General features: G+C 69.5%; 20 protein-coding genes. 8 read left to right on the plus strand and 12 right to left on the minus strand.

Annotated elements, in window-relative coordinates; all coding sequences use genetic code 11:
* Nucleotides 1-103 precede the first annotated feature (103 nt).
* Entirely contained in the window at nt 104-265 is a 162-nt protein-coding gene (locus tag Aple_RS15475; RefSeq protein ID WP_170321479.1) for a hypothetical protein, read from the plus strand.
* A gap of 68 nt (nt 266-333) precedes the next feature.
* Here the strand turns inward: Aple_RS15475 and Aple_RS15480 are convergent, their stop codons facing one another.
* Entirely contained in the window at nt 334-1224 is an 891-nt protein-coding gene (locus Aple_RS15480) for a sigma-70 family RNA polymerase sigma factor (protein WP_155345281.1), read from the minus strand.
* 85 nt (nt 1225-1309) lie between these two features.
* On the opposite strand from Aple_RS15480, the gene Aple_RS15485 reads away from it, so the two are divergent.
* Both Aple_RS15485 and Aple_RS15490 read left to right on the plus strand, forming a co-directional pair.
* The gene (locus Aple_RS15485; protein WP_246264491.1) at nt 1310-1759 is read left to right on the plus strand and encodes a carboxymuconolactone decarboxylase family protein; all 450 of its coding nucleotides are present in this window, start codon (nt 1310-1312) and stop codon (nt 1757-1759) included.
* Between the two features lie 307 nt (nt 1760-2066).
* Nucleotides 2067-2807: an SAM-dependent methyltransferase gene (locus tag Aple_RS15490; protein ID WP_155345283.1), complete on the plus strand. Its 741-nt coding sequence runs from the start codon at nt 2067-2069 to the stop codon at nt 2805-2807.
* Here Aple_RS15490 and Aple_RS15495 read toward each other — a convergent pair.
* The 10 genes from Aple_RS15495 to Aple_RS15540 all read right to left on the minus strand — a co-directional run bounded on the left by Aple_RS15495 (nt 2804) and on the right by Aple_RS15540 (nt 12103).
* Nucleotides 2804-3976 (minus strand): ABC transporter permease, encoded by a 1173-nt coding sequence (locus Aple_RS15495; RefSeq protein WP_155345342.1) that lies wholly within the window; start codon nt 3974-3976, stop codon nt 2804-2806. The two genes, Aple_RS15490 and Aple_RS15495, sit on opposite strands and share 4 nt — an antisense overlap.
* Before the next feature lie 17 nt (nt 3977-3993).
* Nucleotides 3994-4674 (minus strand): ABC transporter ATP-binding protein, encoded by a 681-nt coding sequence (locus Aple_RS15500; protein ID WP_155345284.1) that lies wholly within the window; start codon nt 4672-4674, stop codon nt 3994-3996.
* On the minus strand, nt 4671-5732 hold the full coding sequence (locus Aple_RS15505; protein ID WP_155345285.1) for a peptidoglycan-binding protein: 1062 nt from the start codon (nt 5730-5732) through the stop codon (nt 4671-4673). The genes Aple_RS15500 and Aple_RS15505 overlap by 4 nt, the downstream gene beginning before the upstream one ends.
* Entirely contained in the window at nt 5732-6229 is a 498-nt protein-coding gene (locus Aple_RS15510) for a hypothetical protein (RefSeq protein ID WP_155345286.1), read from the minus strand. The genes Aple_RS15505 and Aple_RS15510 overlap by 1 nt, the downstream gene beginning before the upstream one ends.
* 45 nt (nt 6230-6274) lie before the next feature.
* Nucleotides 6275-7675: a sensor histidine kinase gene (locus tag Aple_RS15515; protein ID WP_155345287.1), complete on the minus strand. Its 1401-nt coding sequence runs from the start codon at nt 7673-7675 to the stop codon at nt 6275-6277.
* Nucleotides 7672-8355 carry a response regulator transcription factor gene (locus tag Aple_RS15520; protein WP_155345288.1) on the minus strand — a complete coding sequence of 228 codons (684 nt, stop codon included), beginning with the start codon at nt 8353-8355 and terminating at the stop codon, nt 7672-7674. The genes Aple_RS15515 and Aple_RS15520 overlap by 4 nt, the downstream gene beginning before the upstream one ends.
* Nucleotides 8356-8400: 45 nt before the next feature.
* Nucleotides 8401-9096, minus strand: a complete 696-nt coding sequence (locus tag Aple_RS15525; RefSeq protein WP_308805505.1) for a FadR/GntR family transcriptional regulator — start codon at nt 9094-9096, stop codon at nt 8401-8403.
* 7 nt (nt 9097-9103) lie between these two features.
* Nucleotides 9104-10138 (minus strand): MBL fold metallo-hydrolase, encoded by a 1035-nt coding sequence (locus tag Aple_RS15530; protein WP_308805506.1) that lies wholly within the window; start codon nt 10136-10138, stop codon nt 9104-9106.
* Nucleotides 10139-10252: 114 nt separating this feature from the next.
* Entirely contained in the window at nt 10253-11380 is a 1128-nt protein-coding gene (locus Aple_RS15535; protein WP_155345290.1) for a steroid 3-ketoacyl-CoA thiolase, read from the minus strand.
* 60 nt (nt 11381-11440) lie between these two features.
* The gene (locus Aple_RS15540; protein ID WP_246264493.1) at nt 11441-12103 is read right to left on the minus strand and encodes a TetR family transcriptional regulator; all 663 of its coding nucleotides are present in this window, start codon (nt 12101-12103) and stop codon (nt 11441-11443) included.
* A 204-nt stretch (nt 12104-12307) separates the two neighbouring features.
* On the opposite strand from Aple_RS15540, the gene Aple_RS15545 reads away from it, so the two are divergent.
* From Aple_RS15545 to Aple_RS15565, 5 genes are all read left to right on the plus strand, one after another.
* Nucleotides 12308-13369: an acyl-CoA dehydrogenase family protein gene (locus tag Aple_RS15545; protein WP_155345291.1), complete on the plus strand. Its 1062-nt coding sequence runs from the start codon at nt 12308-12310 to the stop codon at nt 13367-13369.
* Nucleotides 13369-14523: an acyl-CoA dehydrogenase family protein gene (locus tag Aple_RS15550; protein ID WP_155345292.1), complete on the plus strand. Its 1155-nt coding sequence runs from the start codon at nt 13369-13371 to the stop codon at nt 14521-14523. The genes Aple_RS15545 and Aple_RS15550 overlap by 1 nt, the downstream gene beginning before the upstream one ends.
* A gap of 133 nt (nt 14524-14656) precedes the next feature.
* Entirely contained in the window at nt 14657-15562 is a 906-nt protein-coding gene (locus tag Aple_RS15555; protein ID WP_155345293.1) for a bifunctional MaoC family dehydratase N-terminal/OB-fold nucleic acid binding domain-containing protein, read from the plus strand.
* 1 nt (nt 15563) lies between these two features.
* Complete coding sequence (locus Aple_RS15560) at nt 15564-15956, plus strand: MaoC family dehydratase (protein WP_155345294.1); 393 nt, start codon at nt 15564-15566, stop codon at nt 15954-15956.
* A 14-nt stretch (nt 15957-15970) separates the two neighbouring features.
* Nucleotides 15971-17140 carry a lipid-transfer protein gene (locus Aple_RS15565; RefSeq protein WP_155345295.1) on the plus strand — a complete coding sequence of 390 codons (1170 nt, stop codon included), beginning with the start codon at nt 15971-15973 and terminating at the stop codon, nt 17138-17140.
* 226 nt (nt 17141-17366) lie between these two features.
* Here the strand turns inward: Aple_RS15565 and Aple_RS15570 are convergent, their stop codons facing one another.
* A complete protein-coding gene (locus tag Aple_RS15570) occupies nt 17367-18965 on the minus strand; it encodes a hypothetical protein (protein ID WP_155345296.1) in 1599 nt (532 codons plus the stop codon).
* Between the last annotated feature and the right edge of the window lie 152 nt (nt 18966-19117).

Here is a 19117-nt window from a genome sequence, read left to right on the forward strand (position 1 = left end):
GGGTGGGAGAACCAGAACCCAGACCATCACGTCCGAGACGTGACGTTCAGAAAGGACCGATGCGGAGTGCGCACGCGCCTCAGCACCCTTGATCCTGGCGGTCATGCGCAGCCACGCGATCGGCGCGCCGCGACTGCTCAACTTCACCGATATCGCTGAAGGCACCCGCTGGGCCCGCGACGATTTCAGCAACCCGCTGATCACCCTCGGTCTCACGATGGGAGAACTCCTTCAGCCCTGCTACCCAAAACGCGCTGGTATCTGAGTCGAGTTGAACGTGTACCTCGCCCGTCACGGGCGCCCAGGTGTGGCATTCAAATGACAGGACAGCGTTTAGATTCCCAGTGCGGTCAGGTCGAGGTGGGCCACGCGGGTGGGGTCGGCGAGGATGTCGATGCCCACGATTCCGCCCTCGAGGATGGTGAAGCTCATGACCGAAAATGGGCGGCCGTCGAGGGTGCCGATGACTCCGGCGGTGCCGTTTACCAGGGCGGGTAGCGCGGCGTAGGCGAGTTGTGTGGTGCTGGTGGAGCGTGAGAAGAGGAGCGACTGGCCGGCCACGTCCGTCGCGCCTCGAACGACCCGCAGGCCGCCTGGCGTGTCGACCCGCAGGAGCACATCTGGGTCCAGGACGGCCACGAGGGCGTCGAAGTCGCCGCCGCGTGAGGCGGCCAGGAAGGCGTCCACGACCTGGCGCTGGCGGGTCAGGTCGAGGTCGGGAGCGGGTGCCGTGCGCTGGACCCGTCGCCGGGCCCGGCTGGCGAGCTGGCGTGCGGCGGCGGGGGTCCGTCCCACCATGGGGGCGATCTCCTCGAAGGGCACCGCGAACATGTCGTGCAGGACGAACGCCAGCCGCTCCGCGGGCGTCAAGGACTCCAGGACGACCAGCAGCGCCAGCCCCACCGAGTCGGCTAGCAGCGCCTCATGCTCGGGCTCGATTCCGCCGGCGGGGCTGACGACCGGGTCCGGCAGGTGCTCCTCCAGGGGATCCTCACGACGGGAGGCACGAGATCGGAGCATGTCCAGGCAGACCCGCCCGGTCACCGTGGTCAGCCAGCCGGCCAGGTTTTCCACCTGGCCGGCGTCGGTACGGCTGAGCCGGAGCCAGGCCTCCTGCACGGCGTCGTCGGCCTCGCTCAGCGAACCGAGCATCCGGTAGGCCACCGCCTTGAGCCGCCCGCGGTGAGCCTCGAACCGGTCCGCCAGAAACTCGTTCTCATCCATCGGTCACATCCTCCAGTTCTGTCCCGTCATACCGATGACGAACCAAAACAACCCGGTGTGACCTGGAGGAATTATGGAAGCACGAATGAGCAACCCGGCGATGGCCCTCCCTGGCGCGCTGACGGCCATCCAGGGGCTCATCAAGGCCAAGTCCAAGGGAGGAGTGCCGGAGGAGACCCTGGAGCTGGTGCACCTGCGGGCCAGCCAGATCAACGGCTGCAGCGCCTGTGTGTACGCGGGCGGGATGTCCGCGAGGAAGGCGGGAATGAGCGACGAGCGGCTGTGGGCGGTGGCGGCCTGGCGGGAGGCGCCGTACTTCTCGGAAGCGGAGCGTACGGCCCTCGAACTGGCCGAGACGATGACCCGGCTCAGCGACCGCACCGGCGAGGCCGTGCCGGACGAGCTGTGGGAGCGCGTATGCGACCACTACGACGAGCCGCAGCGCGCGGCCCTGATCCTCTGGATCGCCACCGCCAACTTCTTCAACCGCATCAACACCGCCATCAAGGAACCGGCAGGCACCACCTGGGGATAAACCACAACAAACCCGCTACCGCAACATCCGCCCGCAGTGGCCTGATACCAACCCAGGTACCCGATCTCGGTCGGGATCGGGTAGGGGTGGCCTTGCCTGGCGGGTGGCGAACCCAGGGTACGGCGACCCTTACCCGATCTCGGTCGGGATCGGGTAGAGGCGACCTGCCTGCCGGGTGGCAAGCCCAGGCACGGTGACCTTTATCCGATCGGTTCTCGCCGCACCGGCGCCGAAGCGGCAGCGGGATTCTGTTGTGCGTTCCAAATGGGTGGTGTGCTCTGCGGGAGATACGACAGAGTTGGACCCCATGGATCGCCAGCTCATCAGCCATCTCGCTCATCGTGACCATCCCATCGCCGCGCCGGTCTCCGGCGCGCAGGTGACCCGGCTGCTCCGCCGGGCCCGATTGTCCGAAGGGGCGAGGATTCTCGACCTCGGCTGTGGCGAGGGGGCCTGGGCGCTGCGGGCGCTGGCGATGTACCACGACGCGACCGCCGACGGCGTGGACATCTCCGCCGAAGGGCTCAAGGCGGCCGAGCGTATGGCCGAAATGCAGGGCGTCTGGGAGCGGATCCGCCTGCACAACAAGCCGGCCGCCGACTTCCCGGTGGCCGAGCAGTACGACCTGGTGCTCTGCGTCGGCGCGACGCACGCGTTCGGCGGTCTCGTCCCGACCGTCGAGCACGTCCGCCGCTACCTGCGCCCGAACGGGCTCGCGCTGGTCGGCGAGGGCTTCTGGGAACGCGAACCGACGCCGGAGGCGCTCACCCGCCTGGGCGCCGACCCGTCGGAGTACCTGGACCTGCCCGGCACCGTCGCCGCCGCCGAATCCGCCGGATTCGACACGGTCTACGCGTACACCAGCGACCTGTCCGAATGGGATGACTACGAGTGGTCCTGGACGGGATCCCTCCTCCGCTGGGCCAACGAACACCCTGGCCCGGACGCCGCCGACGCCCGCTCAGCGGCCCTCGACCACCGCGACGCGTGGCTCCACGGCTACCGGGGGGTCCTCGGTTTTGTCACCCTCCTACTCCAGCGAACCTAGGGAGTCGCAAGGGCCTCCGTGGGAGGCATCCGGGCGGCCCGTACGGCGGGGTAGAAACCGGCGAGCCCGCCGATGACCAGCGTCGCCACCACGCCGCCGATCATCGCCCAGGCGGGCACGATGGCAGGCCAGCTCTGATAGCTCGCGTACGCCCCGGTTACCCCGATGCCGAGCAGCACCCCGCCGACGCCGCCGAGCAGCGAAAGCAGCAGTGACTCGGCCAGGAACTGCAGCCGGATCTGCCCCCGGGTGGCCCCGAGCGACCGGCGCAGGCCGATCTCCGCCCGCCGCTCCAGGACCGAGATGACCATCGTGTTGGCCACCCCGACCCCGCCGACCAGCAGCGCCACCCCGCCGAGGCCGAGCAGCAGCGCGTTGAGCGTCGCGTCGGTGGCCTGCTTGGCGGCCAGCGCGTCCGAGGGCCGCGAGACCTTGACCTCCTGCGGGTTCTCCGGGTTCGCGGTCCCGGCCAGCACCCCTTGCACGGCCACGACCTGGGACTCCTCGGCCCGGGTGTACACCGTCGTGGGATATCCGTCGAAGCCGAGCCGCTCCTCGGCGACGGGCCAGCCGACCAGCGCGGCGGTGTCCAGCTCGGGCGCGAGCGGCGCGGGAGCCAGCACCCCGACGACCGTGAACCATTCCCCGCCCAGCCACACCCGCTGCGCGGGGCCGGGCTGGTAGACGCCGAGCCGGTCGGCTGCCGTCGCGCCGAGGACCACGGCCGGGTAACGTTCGGTCGCCGCGTTCAGCCAGCCGCCGGCCGCGACCGTCGCGCTCACCTTGCCGAGCAGGTCCAGCCGGGCCGCGGTGACCGCGATGCTGCCGCTCTCCGCCACCGGGATCCGGTCGTTCCGGTACACCTTGGCGGGCGTGGTCCCGATCGCGGTCACCGCCGTCACCGGCCCGATCCGGGCGATCATCGGTTCGGCGTCGGCGGGCAGGTGCGAGTGGTCGCCGAACAGGGTCTGCCCGGGTGCGACCGTCAGCAGGTTGGTGCCGAGGGCGGCCAGCCGGCGGTTGAGGTCCTCCTGGCTGGACGCCGAGATGCCGACCACGGACAGCATGGCCGCGATCCCGATGGCGATGCCCAAAGCTGACAGGAAGACGCGCAGCGGGCGCGACCGCAGCCCCGCTCCGCCCACCCGCGCCACGTCCCGCGGGCTCATCCGCGCGGGCCGATAGGTCACCACGTGGCCACCTCCAGAGCGGAGTCCCGGACGACCCGGCCGTCCAGGAGCTCGATCTGGCGGGGGAGCGCGGTGGCGAGGTCGCGGTCGTGGGTGATGACCAGGACCGTGGTGCCGCCCGCGTTGAGCTCCCTGAGCAGGGCCATCACCGCGGCTCCCGAGGCGGAGTCGAGGTTGCCCGTGGGCTCGTCGGCCAGCACGACCGCCGGGTTTCCGACGACGGCGCGGGCGATCGCCACCCGCTGCCGCTCGCCGCCGGACAGCTGGTGCGGCCGGTGGCCGAGGCGGTGCCCGAGGCCCACCTGCCGCAGCGCGAGCTCGGCCCGCCGTTGCCGCGCGCCCAGCGGCACCCCCGCGTACAGCAGCCCGTCCGCCACGTTGTCCAGCACCGGAACGCCCGCGGCCAGGTGGAACTGCTGGAAGACGAACCCGATCACGCGGGCCCGCAGCGCCGACAGCTCGCGATCGGTCAGCGCGGCCACGTCGTGCCCGGCGATCCGCACGGTCCCGCCGGACGGGCGGTCCAGAGTGCCGATGAGGTGCAACAGCGTCGACTTGCCGGAGCCGGAAGGACCCACGATCGCGGCCAGCTCGCCCGCCCCGATCGTCAGGGACGCCCCGCGCAGCGCGGTCACTTGGCCGTTGTAGCGCTTGCTCACGTTCGCCAGCTCGATCATCGCGGCACCACCACGGCGGCGCCTTCGGCGACCCCGGTGACCTCGACCTGGCCGCCGGCGAACAACCCCGTCTCGACCGGCAGGTAAGAGCCGTCCACCGCCTGTACGGCATAGCCGCCCTCGGCCAGCGCGACCAGCGCGTTCACGGGGACCGCGAGCACGTCCGCCCGGGTCCTGGACACGATCGTCACGTCCACGGGCGCCTTGTCGTACGCGGACAGTCGCTTGGCCGGCTGGACGACCACGCGGATCGTGGTGACCGGGTTCTGGCCGGTGCTGGTCGTGGCGACCTTTCCGACGCTGGTCACCTTCCCCTGGACGGTCGCACCGCCGGGCAGTTCGACCGTGGCCGCGACGCCCTTACGAACCAGGCCGGCGTCGGCCACGTCCAGGTCCACGTCGACCTGCTGCCGGGTCCCCGTGTACGCGAGGACGGGCCCGCCGGTGGGGGAGCCGGGCGCGGCCGTCACGTCGGCCACCCGGATGGCGGCCCGCGCGAGCACGACGTCGCCGGGGCTGACCCGGCCGGTGACGGGGACGCCGAGGTTGTCCTGCCACTCCTCGACCGCGTTCGCCGTGGCCGACGTGAACGTCCGGTCCACGGTGAATCCGTCGTATCCGAGGGCTTTGAGGTTCTGCTCCAGTTCCTCGACGTCGCGGCCCGTCACGCCGCTGGACAGCGTGCGGTAGAGGGGCAGCGTGCCGTATAGCAGCGGCACCTTGTCGTTGTCCACGCTGTAGACGGCCCCACCCCGCTTGATCGTCTTGCCCTCCGCGGGCAGCCAGGTGATCGTGCCCTGCCCGGCGGCGCGTACGGTCGTGGGGTTGCCGTAGCCGAGGGACCCGGCGACGGTCTCGGTCGCCTTGAGCGTGGTCCGCTCGACCCTGGCGGTGGCCGGGGGCGTACGGGTGAGCGCGGGTTCGTCCCCGCCGCCGACCCCGACGGCGGCCACGACCGCGGCGGCGAGCACCGTGGTGGCGCCGCCGACGGCGAGCGCGGTCCGGCCGCGCCGCCGGTGCCGAGCCGGAGCCTCGACCGCGACCTCCTGATCGATCATCACTTTCCTCCGGTCAGGGGGGAGAGCTTGTCTTGACAGGCGTCGAAGGCCTTCAGCACCTTGGGGTCGCTCCGGTTGAGCCCTTCCGCGGCGATTCGCCCGGACGCCGGGTCGGGGTCCGGCATGTCCACGCCGTTCGCGCGCATGCACTGCGCGAACTGGCGCATCGCCTCCTGGACTTCCGGGTCCTTCGGATCTATGTCGCCCACGGGCGCGAGCGATCGGCAGGCCTCCAGCGCCTGCTGGAACTTGGGCTGGCGGGCGGCGTCGCTCTTGAGCAACCCGTCGAAGGCGCCGTTCGGGCCGGGGTCGGGCATGTCCACGCCGTTGTTCCGCATGCACTGCGCGAACGCGCGAGGATCGGCCGAGGCCGACGGGGACGAGCTGGCGCTCGGAGTGGCACTGTCCTTGAGGGACGCGACGCCGGTGTCAGCGGCCGTCTGGCCGCACCCGGCGAGCACGCCGATCAGGAGGCCGATGGCGAGGTGAATTCTCATGCCTGGATGCTGGCGAGGCTTCCTCGGAGCAGGCTCGGAGCCACCTCAACGTGGCAGCAGGATCCGGAACCTCGCGCCGCCGGGCTCGTCGCCGAGCTCCACCCGGCCGCCGTGCGCCCGGACGATGGCGGCCACGATCGCCAGGCCAAGCCCGGCGCCGCCGTCCGAGCGCGACCGGCTCCGGCTCGCCCGGTAGAGCCGCTCGAAGATATACGGAGCGTCCTCGGCTGGGATCCCGGGGCCGGTGTCGGCCACCTCGACCACTCCCTGCGCCGAGGAGACCCCGACCCGGACCGTGATCTCGGCCTCGGCGGGCGTGTGGGTCAGGGCATTGCTCACCAGGTTGGTCAGCACCTGACGGAGCCGGGCGTCGTCACCGGGCACGATCACCGGCATGAGCGGACCCGTCCCGTACGGCATGAGCCGGATCTTGCGCTCCGGAACCCTGGCCCGGGCATCCCTGATCGTGTCGGCCGCGATCTCCAGCAGGTCCACCGGCCGCCGGTCCAGCGGGCGCTCCTGGTCGAGCGCGGCCAGCGTCAGCAGGTCCTGGACCAGCACACCCATCCGGGTGGCCTCCTCCTCGATCCGCCGCATCGTCTCGTCCAGTTCGGGGCCGGGCGGCGAGCCGCCGTGCCGGTACAGCTCGGCGAACCCTCGGACTGACGTCAGCGGGGTGCGCAGCTCGTGCGAGGCGTCCGCGAGGAACTGGCGCAGCCGCACCTCGGACGCGCTTCGCGCGGCGATCTCCCGCTCGACCCGGTCGAGCATGACGTTCATCGCGAGGGCGAGGCGGCCCGGCTCGGTGTGCGGGTCGGGCCCGGGCGCCCGGTGGGCGAAGTCGCCGCTGGCGATCCGCGACGACGCGAGCTCCATGCGGGTGAGCGGGCGCAGGCCGAGCCGTACCACGGCGGCACCGGCCGCGCCGAGCAGGAGCAGCACCGCCGCGGTGACCAGAACCTGGATGACGTTCAGCTTCGACTCGGTGTCCAGGATCGGGCGGAGCGAACCGGCGACCACCGCGACACCGCCGTTCAGAGCGGGCTGGACGGCCACCCGCCACGGCCCGGAGTCCGAGGGGACGTCGAACTCCTGGCCGCCGCGGGCCGCCAGTTCGGCGAAGGGCGGCAGCTGGGGATCGTCGGCTTCCGGACTCATCAGGTACGCCAGGGAACCGTCGGGCGCGTACACGTAGAAACGATTGTCGACGGCCAGCCGTTTGGCGATCACCTCGGTCGGCAGCTGGAGGCTGGTGAAGTCGAACGCCGTCGACACGCGCGCGAGGGCGGTCGCGTTCGAGGTCAGCTGCTGGTCCAGCCGGTCGATCAGGTAGCCGCGGAGCAGCGCGGCGCCCACGACGTCGGCCAGCACCAGCCCGACCGCGGTCAGCGCGAGGATCGCCACCACCAGCCGGGTGCGCAACGTCCACAAGCCGGGCTTTCTCATCGGGGGAGCCTCAGCGTGTAGCCGACGCCGCGGACCGTGTGGATCAGCGGCGGCTCCCACCGGTCGATCTTCTTGCGCAGGTAGTAGACATACGACTCCACGATGCTCGCGTCGCCGTCGAAGTCGTAGTGCCACACGTTGTCCAGGATCTGCGCCTTGCTCAGCACCTGGCCCGCGTTCGCCAGCAGGTATTCGAGCAGGTTGAACTCGGTCGGCGACAGGTCCACCGGCACGCCGCCGCGCCGCACCTCGTGCGCGCCCGGATCCAGCTCCAGGTCCGCGTAGCGCAGCGCCTGATTCCCCCGAGCCGGTACGGCTCGCGCCCGCCGCAGGATCGCGCGGATCCGTAGCACCACCTCCTCCAGGCTGAACGGCTTGGTCACATAGTCGTCCGCGCCGATCAGCAGCCCTTTGACCCGGTCCTCGACCGTGTCGCGGGCGGTGAGGAACAGCACCGGCACCCGGTCGGTCAGCCGCCGCGCCACCTCGAAGCCGTCGAGGTCGGGCAGCATGACGTCGAGCACGATGAGGTCGGGCCGGAACCGCTCGGCCGAGACCAGGGCCGCCCCGCCCGTCCCCGCGGCGCACACCTCGAAACCGGTCAGCCGCAGGGTCTGCGACAGCAGCGCGCAGATGTTCGGCTCGTCGTCGACGACCAGAACCTTGCTCGTGGGGTCCATATCCCCGCTTCTACCCCGGCAAGCTCAACGCCGGCTGGGAGTCCGTCAGAGGGCTTGGCGGAGCCATTCCTCGACGCCGGCGATGTGGACGGTGGCCCAGGCCTGGGCTATCTCCGGCTGGCGGGCGGCGATGGCCTCGTAGATGGCGTAGTGCTGGTCGAGGGTCTTGCTGGGGGCGTTCTCCTGGGTCAGGCCGCGCCAGACCCGGGCCCGGGTGGTGGGTCCTGAGAGGCTTTCGATGAGGGAGCAGAGGACGGCGTTGCCGGAGCCCTCGGCGATGCGCTGATGGAACTCCAGGTCGTTGGCGACCAGTTGCTCGATGCTGGGGTTGGCGGGGAGGGCGTCGAGGATCTTGCGGAGTTCCGCGATGTCGGCGTCGGACATCGTGGTGGCGGCCATGGCGGTGGCGGCGGGCTCGAGGATGCGGCGGACCTGGAAGAACTGCAGGACGGTGTCGTCGCGGTGGAAGTCGACGACGAAGGAGAGGGCGTCGAGGAGGAGGCGGGGTTCCAGGCTGGTGACGTAGGTGCCGTCGCCTTGCCGTACGTCCAGGACGTTGATCAGGGCGAGGGCGCGGACGGCCTCGCGGAGGGAGTTGCGGGACAGGCCCAGCCGTTCGGCCAGGTCGGCCTCCTTGGGGAGCCGGTCTCCGGGAGCCAGCTCGCCCGTGATGATCATATCTTTGATTCTGTCGATCGCCGCGTCGGTAACCGCCACGCTACGCACCCCACCCATAGACATCCGATGTCTATGAGTGTATGACGAACCGGACCGGCTCATCTGCTGTGCGTTCGATCACATCGCGGGCTTCGAGAGTGCGCAGGTGGGCGGCGGCCTCTCCGGCGGCCATGCCGCGCAGCATCGGCGGAAGCTGGTCCCAGGGGCGGTTCCAGGTCATCCGGGCGGCGACCTCCCAGATGGTGAGGGGTTCCGGGGTTTCGGCCAGGAGGGTCCGCAGGCGCTGGAGCTTCTCCTCGTGGTGGGTGTGGATCTCGGCGGCCCGGGCGGAGACGTCGGGGAACCGGATCTCGTGGGCGGGGAGCGCTTCGATCGGGCCGAGCTCGGTGACGCGCAGCAGCGACGTCATGAAGTCGCTGAGCGGGTCGATGTCGTTGCGGTCATAGGGATATATGCCGATATGGGGGGTGATGTCGGGGAGGACGTGGTCGCCGGTGAAGAGGCGGTCGGCGTCTTCGAGGTGCAGGCAGATGTGGCCGGGGGAGTGGCCGGGCGTCCAGATGGTACGCAGGCGGCGGCCGGGGAGGTCGATCAGGTCGCCGTCGGTCAGGGACAGGTCGGGGAGCGCGGGAGGTTCGGGGCGGTTCGCCACGCCCTCGGCCACCTCGTGGCTGTCGGCTCCGGCACGGCGCAACATGTCGGCCTGGAAGTTCTTGTGGTTCCCATCCTTGACGACGTCACGGAACAGCCGCACTAAGGCGATGTCGGCTTCGTGCATGGCGATCCAGGCGCCGGAGCTTTCGCGAACCTGACCGGCCAAGCCTGAATGATCCGGGTGGTAATGCGTCACCACCACACCGCGCACGTCCGCGACATCCATGCCCACGCTGGCCAGCCCCTCGGTCAGAGCCAGCCAGGCATCCGGGTGATTCCATCCCGCGTCGATCAACACCGGCCCGCCCGGCGACTCGACCGCGTACACCAGCGTGTAACCGAGCGGATTGCCTGGAATCGGCACCGGCACGCTCCACACGCCCCCGCCGACATCCATCGGCCGCTGCTCGATGTACGCCCGCCGCCGTGACCTGACGCCGCTCTCACTCACGCTAGCCGTCCACTCCCAGGGTTCACGGCCGAGCCGCCCCCCGAATAAGCCCTACGCAAGCGAATCAAGCGCTTGGTACGCCGAGTCTATCGACTCCCCATCATGGCCCATCGGTCAGATGCGTTCGAGGATGGTGGCGGTGGAGAGGGCGCCGCCGGCGCACATGGTGACGAGGGCGGTGCTGGTGTCGGAGTGTTCCAGAGCGTGGAGGGCGGTGGTGATGAGGCGAGCGCCGGTGGCGCCGACAGGGTGGCCCAGGGCGATGGCGCCGCCGTTGGGGTTGACGCGGTCGAGGTCAGGGCGGTGCACGGTGATCCAGGAGAGGACGACCGAGGCGAAAGCCTCATTGATCTCGATGAGATCCAGATCGGGGATGGCCATGCCGGTCTGCGCGAGGACCTTGGCGGTGGCGTCCACGGGCCCGTCGAGGTGGTAGTACGGCTCGGAACCGACGAGGGCCTGAGCGAGGATGCGGGCTCGGGGCCGCAGCGACTGGCGGGCGGCGGCTTCCTCGCTCATGAGCAGGACGGCCGAGGCGCCGTCCGAGATCTGCGAGGAGGTGCCCGCGGTGTGCAGGGCCTCCTCGCCGAGGATGGGTTTGAGGCGGGCGAGACCGTCGACGGTGGTTTCGCGCAGTCCCTGGTCTCTGGTGACGGTTCCGTCTTCGGTGGTGATCGGGAACACCTCGCGGTCGAAGCGGCCGTCGGCCCAGGCTTTGGCGGCCAGCTGCTGGGAGCGGGCGCCGAAGGCGTCGAGCCGGTCGCGGGTGATGCCGCGGCGTCTGGCGATGCGTTCGGCGGCGGTGAACTGGTCGGGCAGGTCGATTCGCCAGTCGTCGGGGCGAGGGTTGGCGGGGAGCACGTTGCTGCCGAGGGGCTGGCGGCTCATCACCTCGACGCCGCAGGCGATGCCCACATCGATCACCCCGGCCTGGATGAGCGCGGCCACCAGATGCACGGCCTGCTGCGACGAGCCGCACTGCGCGTCGACGGTGGTCACCCCGGTCTGGTACGGCAACCCCGCATAGAGCCACGCATGCCGCCCCACATGCCCGCCCTGCTCACCGGCCTGGGTCACGCACCCGGCGAACACCTGCCCCACCGACAGGGGATCGACCCCGGACCTCTCGATCAGGCCGTTGAGCGTCGCCGCGAGCAGCGCCTGCGGTTTCACCCCGGCCAGCCAGCCGTTGCGTTTGCCGATCGGTGTCCGGATCGCGTCGACGATCACCGGCATGCCCATGCAGACCTCCAGAACATCACTCTGGAGGGAATGTAACCCGTTCTACTTTGGACCGAAAGTCTAGAAGTCCGCCAGCAGCCGGTCCGCCGCGATCTCGATACGCCGCTGGATCTGCTCGTACGTCCTGCGGCTGCGCAGCATCTCCAGCAGCTCGTGCACCCACACGCTGGACAGCGACCCGGCCAGCGCGAACTGCTCCTCGGTGGCGCGCTCGGGGGTGAGCCCGTCGGCCGCGACCCGCAGCAGCAGCCCGGTCATACGATCGCCGAACGGGGTGTCCACCTCGGCCATGATCAAAGATCGGATCAGCGCGTCCGCCAGTTCGGGCTCGCGCATCAGCCCTCGGGTGGCGCGCATCAGCACGTCGACCGCCCGTCCCGCCGGGGTCGCCGCCTGCGGAGGCCGCCGCTCGATGCTCGACTCCAGCAGATCGAGCTCCTCGCCGACGACAGCGACCACCAGATCCATCTTGGATGGGAAATACCGATAAAGCGTGCCGAGCGCGACACCCGCGCGTTCGGCCACCGTACGCATCTGCATCGCCTCGACCCCGCCGCGGGACGCCAGCGCCGCGGCCGCCTGCACGATCCGCTTGCGCCGCTGATGCTGGCTCCGGGTACGGACACCGGGGGCGGCGGTGCCGTGGGCGGAGACCTGTCTGGGCACAGGATCGACGACGGGGCCTACCTCGGCCACGTCCGTGATCACCCGCGAAGAGCGCATAAGAACACGTTATCTGATTTCCCTCCGTCCCGACTGGTTACTCACCGGTCACAAGCCACCACCTACACGCACGTATTTCACGATTTATCCACATGTAATGCCCGTGGAACACGGCCCGGCTATGGACACGGAATAGAATCTGTTCTACTTTGCCTCTCGGTTGGCCTGAATCCAGTACGCCTGTGAGCACACCCTGGAGCGCCGGTGGACTTCAATCTGGACGAGACACAGACCGAGATCCGCACCCTCGCGGCCGACCTCCTCGCTCGGGAGGCCACCCCGGCCCGGCTGGAGGCGTACGACAAGAGCGGCAAGCCCTACGACGCGGACCTCTGGCAAGCGCTCGCCAAAGCAGGACTTATCGGCATTTGCCTCCCCGAATCGGCGGGCGGCGCTGGATACGGCCCGGTCGAACTGGCGGTGATCCTGCGCGAGGCGGGCGCCAAGGTCGCCCCCGTGCCTCTCGCCTCCAGCCTGGTCGCCGGCCTGACGATCGCCCAGCACGGGACACCAGCCCAGAAAGACGCCCTCGCCCCCCTGGCCGACGGCGAGATCACGCTGACCTACGCCCTCCGGGAACCCGGCGCCGACCTCCAGGATCCCCCCGAGACCACCGCCACCGGCAACCGCCTCACCGGCCGAAAAAGCCTCGTCTCGTACGCCGCCGAGTCCGCCGGAATCCTGCTGACCGCCGACACGGGCACCCATACCCAGCTCTATCTCGTCGACCCGGCGGACGTCACCCTCACCGATGCCCCGCTCTCCACCGGCGAACCCGGCTCGGTGATCACCCTCCAGGACACCCCCGGCCAGCCCGTCGGCGACGCCACCGCGGCCGAGGCACTCAAGCTCAACGCCCTCGCCGCGATCACCGCCACCGCCTCCGGCGTGCTCTCCGGCGCCCTCACCCTCACCACGGACTACATCAAGACCCGCCGCCAGTTCGACCGCGCCCTCGCCGAATTCCAGGCCGTAACGGTACAGATCGCCGACGTCTACATCGCCGGGCGGGCGCTCGACGTCGCCGTCTGGTCGGGCGCGTGGCGGCTGGCCCAGAGACTTCCCGCCGAGCAGGACCTGGCGATCGCCGCCCTGCACACCGCCGACTCCGCGCTTCGTGCCCTCTACACCTGCCAGCACCTGCACGGCGGCATCGGCCTGGACGTGTCCTACCCGCTGCACCGCTACTTCGCCTGGGGCAAACACGCCGCCCACCTGCTCGGCGGCCCGGAGGCCCAGCTGGACCTGATCGGAGCTCTGGTCTGATGTTCATCGAACTCACCGCCCAGCAGCAGGCCCTGCGCGATGAACTACGCGAATATTTCACCACCTGTCTCACCGCTGAGGAGCGCAGGAAGATCTCCCAGGACCCGTTCGGCGAGGCGTACATGGCGCACTGCCGCCGCCTCGGCAGCGACGGCATGCTCGGCATGGGCTGGCCGACCGAGTACGGCGGCCGCGGCTACGGCCCTCTGGAACAGCAGATCTTCGCCAACGAGATCGCCCGCGCTGAGGTGCCGTACCCGATCATCACCCTGCAGACGGTCGGCCCGACCCTCATGCAGTACGGCACGGCGGAGCAGAAGGAGTTCTTCCTGCCGCGCATCCTCGCCGGGGAATGCCATTTCGCCATCGGCTACAGCGAACCGGGCGCGGGCACCGACCTGGCCTCGCTGCGCACCACCGCGGTCCGGGACGGCGACCACTACCTCGTCAACGGCCAGAAGGTCTTCACCTCGGGCGCGCACTACGCGCAGTACATCTGGCTGGCGGTCCGCACCGACCCGGACGCGAAGAAACACCGGGGCATCACGATGATGATCGCCGCCACCGAGGACCCCGGCTACTCGTGGACCCCGATCGTCACGATGGACGGACGCCACCACACGAACGCCACCTACTACACCGATGTCCGGATACCGGTGGGCATGGTGGTCGGCGAGGAGAACAAGGGCTGGGATCTGATCGTCAACCAGCTCAACCACGAGCGGGTGACGCTGGGTCCGGCGGGCAACATCGCCCACACCTACCTCAGGTTCGAGCGCTGGGCCAGCGACACCGGCCTGATCGAGCACCCGGCCGTCCGCCGAGCCCTGGCCCAGATATACGCATATTTCCGGACCAATGAGTTGCTCAACTGGCAGGTCGCCGCCAACATGGATCTCGGCTGGCTGGGTGCCCCCGACGCCTCCGCCACCAAGATCTACGGCTCGGAGCGCATGCAGGACGTCGGCCGGATCGTCGGCGAGACGCTCGCCAGATTCGGCGATCCCGCCGACGAGCAGACCCGCGACCTGATGGAGCGGGTGGACCGCGGCGTCAAGGGCGGCCTCGTCCTCACCTTCGGCGGCGGCGTCAACGAGGTCCAGCGGGAGCTGATCGCCATGCTCGGCCTGGGACTCCCGAGGCCGCCCCGATGACCGGCCTTCTACGGCCTGGCCGCGAAGGTCATCGCCCAAGACTCGCGGCTCCCGAGGCCGCCCCGATGACCAGCTTCTACGGCTTGGCCGCCAAGGTCATCGCCGAAGGCTCGCGGCTCCCGAGGCCACCCCGATGACAGACCTCCACGACCTGGCCGCGAAGGTCATCGCCGAGGGTGAGGGTCCGCGGCTGCCCACACCCAGCCCGGTCGATCGCACGATGATCCGGCACTGGACCGAGGCGATGGGCGACGCCAACTCGCGCTACCAGGGCCCCGACGCCATCGCGCCCCCCGCCATGATTCAGGTCTGGAGCATGGACGGCCTCAACGGCCGGAAACGCGCGACCCGTGCCCCTCTCGACGACCTGCTCGACGCCCTCGACGCGGCCGGATACACCGGCGTCGTGGCCACCAACTGCGAACACACCTACCACCGCCCGCTCGTCCCCGGCGAGGAACTCACCTCCGCCACCCGGACGACCGATATGACCGGTCTGAAGAAGACTGCCCTCGGTGACGGACATTTCGTGACCTGGAACGTCACCTGGTACGCACAGGACGAACCGGTCGCGGAAATGATCTTCAGGTTGCTTAAGTTCCGCCCCCGGGAGGAAAGATCCCCCACCGAGGGGCGGAAGCCGTACCCCCTGCGACCGGCGGTGAACCGGGACACGGAGTTCTTCTGGGAGGGTGCCAGGAGCGGAGAGCTCCGGATCCAGAAGTGCGGCGACTGCGGTGAGCTGCGACATCCCCCGGGCCCGCTCTGCCCGTCGTGCCGGTCCACCAAGCGCACGTACGCGGTGGCGGCGGGGACCGGTGTGGTCTACAGCTACGTCGTGCACCACAACCCGCCGGTTCCGGGACGCGAGACGCCTTTCGTCGTCGCTGTTGTGGAACTGCCGGAAGGGGTACGGATCGTGGGGAACGTCGTGGACTGCGCACCGGCGGAGGTGGAGATCGGCATGCCCGTCCGGGTCACCTACCGCGAGATGGACGACGAACTGACGCTGCCCTTGTGGACACTGGGAGAGTCCTGACATGCGAACGCTGGAGATGGCCGTCGGCACCACGCTCCCCGAGCTGGTGATCCCGCTCACCCCGACCCTGATCATCTCAACCGCGCTCGCGACCCGCGACTTCACCCCGGTCCACCACGACGTCGAACTCGCTCGCGCCCAAGGCTCCCAGGACATCTTCCTCAACATCCTGACGACCATGGGCCTGATGGAGCGTTTTGTCACCGACTGGGCCGGACCAGAAGCCTTGATCCGCGGCATCAACGTCAAACTCGGTGTTCCGGCGTACGCGGGGGATACTCTCACCTTCCACGGCACCGTCGCGGAGCGTGACGGCGACACCGGCACCGTCGACGTGCGCGGCACGGTTTCGCTGGGCGCCCACGCCACAGGCACGGTCCGTTTTTCCCTCTGAACGAGAGGTTCTCCATGGCTGGTACGGCACTCGCGGGCATCGGCGCCACCGAGTTCTCCAAGAACTCCGGCAGATCCGAACTCCAGCTGGCCGCGGAAGCGGTCTTGGCCGCCCTTGACGACGCCGGACTCGCCCCCTCGGATGTGGACGGACTGGTCACCTATACGCAGGACAGCAACCAGGAGATCGGGCTCGCGCGCGAGGTCGGCATCGGCGATCTGACCTATTTCTCCAGGGTGCACTACGGCGGCGGCGCGGCCTGTGGCACGGTCGCGCATGCCGCGATGGCCGTGACCACCGGAGCTGCGGAGGTGGTCGTCTGTTATCGGGCGTTCAACGAGAGGTCCGGGCGCAGGTTCGGGCAGCCCGACGCGGGGCTTGGGGGTGAGCCGTCGTCTCTGGGGCTGGAGATGAGCTGGCATGTGCCGTATGGGCTGATGACTCCGGCCGCGTGGGTGGCCATGTTCGCGCAGCGTTATATGCACGAATATGGGGTTAAATCCGAAGATTTCGGGCGGGTGGCGGTGGCGATGCGGCGGCATGCGGCCACTAATCCGGCGGCCTGGTTCTATGAGCGGCCGATCACGTTGGCCGACCATCAGGCTTCGAAGTGGATCGTGGAGCCGCTGCACCTGCTCGACTGCTGCCAGGAGAGCGATGGCGCCGTGGCCCTCGTCGTCACTTCCGCGGACCGGGCGCGCGATCTTCGGTGCACCCCCGCGCTGATCGCGGCGGCGGCCCAGGGTGCCGGAGCGGGCCAGATGATGATGACCAGCTACTATCGCGATGACATGACCGGCCTAGCCGAGATGGGCGTAGTCGGCCGCAAATTGTGGGAAATTTCGGGACTCAGGCCGTCGGATATGCAGGCGGCCATTCTTTATGATCATTTCACCCCGTTTGTCCTGACCCAGCTGGAAGAACTGGGGTTCTGCGCCCGGGGCGAAGCCAAGGATTTCATCCACGACGGCGGCATCGAGATCGACGGCCACCTCCCCGTCAACCCCCACGGCGGCCAGCTCGGCGAAGCGTACATCCACGGCATGAACGGCATCGCCGAAGCGGTACGCCAAGTCAGAGGCACGGCGGTCAACCAGGTCCCCGACCTGGAGAACATCCTGGTCACAGCCGGAACCGGAGTCCCCACCAGCGGCCTGATCCTGACCCGAGGTTCCGAATCCTGACCCGAGGTTCCGACCTGACCGGAAGTCCCCCGATCTGACCGAGGTTCTGGCCTGACCGGAGGTCCCCTGATCTGATCGAAGTCAGGGCGGCACCAGCGTCGGCACCGAGAAGAACACCAGCAGCGCGATGGCCAGATGGCGAACCCGATCAGCTCCCACAGCCAGTCGTAGTGGTGTCCCGATCCGAGGTTCCGGCCTGGCCGGAGGTCCCCTGATCTGGCTGAGGTTAAGGCGTCACCAGCGTCGGCACTGAGAAGAAGACCAGCAGGGCGATGGCCAGGCAGATGGCGAACCCGATCAGCTCCCAGAGCCAGTCGTAGTGGTGTTCGCCCACCTTGATCGGCTTGACCTTCCGCTTTCGCTCCCGCCGCCGAGGCCGCTCACTCTCGCGCCCGGCCTGGACGGCCCGCGCCAGCGCGCTGGGCGTGTCGTCCACCGTGGTCGTGCCACCAGGGAGATCGTCATCCGGCGCGGGAAGCACCGGAAGCGTGGCCTCGATCTTCGCCTCGCTCCGCTGTCCTTCGGCCGTCGCGCTCTCGGCGACCTCCGCTACGGCGGGGCGAACGGGATGGCTGGCGTCGCCTGCCCGGTGAGCGGCAGGCTGTGCCACCGGCTCGGCCACGGGTTCCGCGGCGGGCGCGATCGTGGCTTCGGCCATGGTGTCGGCCTTGGTCTCACGCTTGGAGTCGCGCTTGGTGTCGGCCTTGGCGTGGCGCTTGGTGTCGTGCTTGGTGTCGGCCTTGGCGTGGCGCTTGGCGTGGTGCTCGGTGTCGGCCTTGGCATCGACCTTGGCATCGGCCTTGGCATCGACCCTGGCCCTGGGCTCGACCGGGTGCTCGGCCGCGGCCGTTTCCTCCGTGGGCGTGAAGGCGTCGAACGACTCCATCTTCTCGAAGGTCGCCAGGCCCTCCTCGACCAGCGCCTCCACCTGGTCGACCGGCCGCGCCGGAGCCTGCGGCGCGAACCGCCTGCGCCGGGGATAGGTGTCCGACAACACCCGCAGAATCGACCCGCGGATCCGCGGCATCGGCTCGGTCGGCGCCTCGTGCCGCCGCCGCCCCTGCGGCTTGACCTGCTCGGCAGGTTCCGCGAGCCCTTCGGCCTGCACCAGGCAGGCGTTGCTGACCTCGTCCGGGGACTTCAACGGCAACGGCCACACCGGCGTGGTCGGCCATAACTTCTTGGTGATCAGACCCGAGGGTTGCGCCGCCGACGGCTCCTCAAAAGGGAGCGCCGACAGCACGCGCTGGCGTACACCGTGGGCGGGCTGCCGCCACGGCAACCGGGCCAGCACGTCCTCGATCGGGGCGACGCCGATGGCGTCGTAGATCTCGGCCACGTCCGGCGGAACGAACGGAGCCTCGCGGGCGGCCGTCACAGCGGTCGCGAGGGTCTGGCCGAAACGGTTCCTGGCGCTGGAGGTCAGCTCGGTGGCGGTGTCGACGGCCACGTCGAGCACCCAGGAGAGCTCGCTGACGTTCAGCCCGCAGACCGCGGACAGGAGTAGCACCTCGCGCTGGTGCGGCCGGATGTCCCGGAACACGCGCTCGATCAGCGCGGTCGCCGGGTCGGCCACCGAGTCGACGGCGGGCAGGGCGTAGCTGACGTCGCGACGGTAGATCTCGCGGCGGGCGAGCGCGTACAGGGCGGCACGCTGCGGCTCGCTGCCGGGAACGCTGGTGAGCACGGCCACCAGGGCGTCGGCGGCGGAGGCGGTTTCACCGAGCTGATCGTGACAGTACGCGAACAGCCCGGCGGCGTGACGCTCGTAGAGCTCGGCGATCAGATCGCTCCGGGAGCGATGACCGGTGAGCGGTTGTGTCACGTCCGGTACCTCTGGGGTTCCTGTGGAGGGATCGTAAGAGCAATCATGCCAAGGTCGCGCCCTCCGGCGCACTATATAGCCGCCTTTTTGATTGGATATTTGGTGCGGCTTATCGATAGATCATTGCGAAGTTCCAATTAGGTCGCCCCAGG

This window comes from Acrocarpospora pleiomorpha, from assembly GCF_009687885.1.
GTDB lineage: Bacteria > Actinomycetota > Actinomycetes > Streptosporangiales > Streptosporangiaceae > Acrocarpospora > Acrocarpospora pleiomorpha.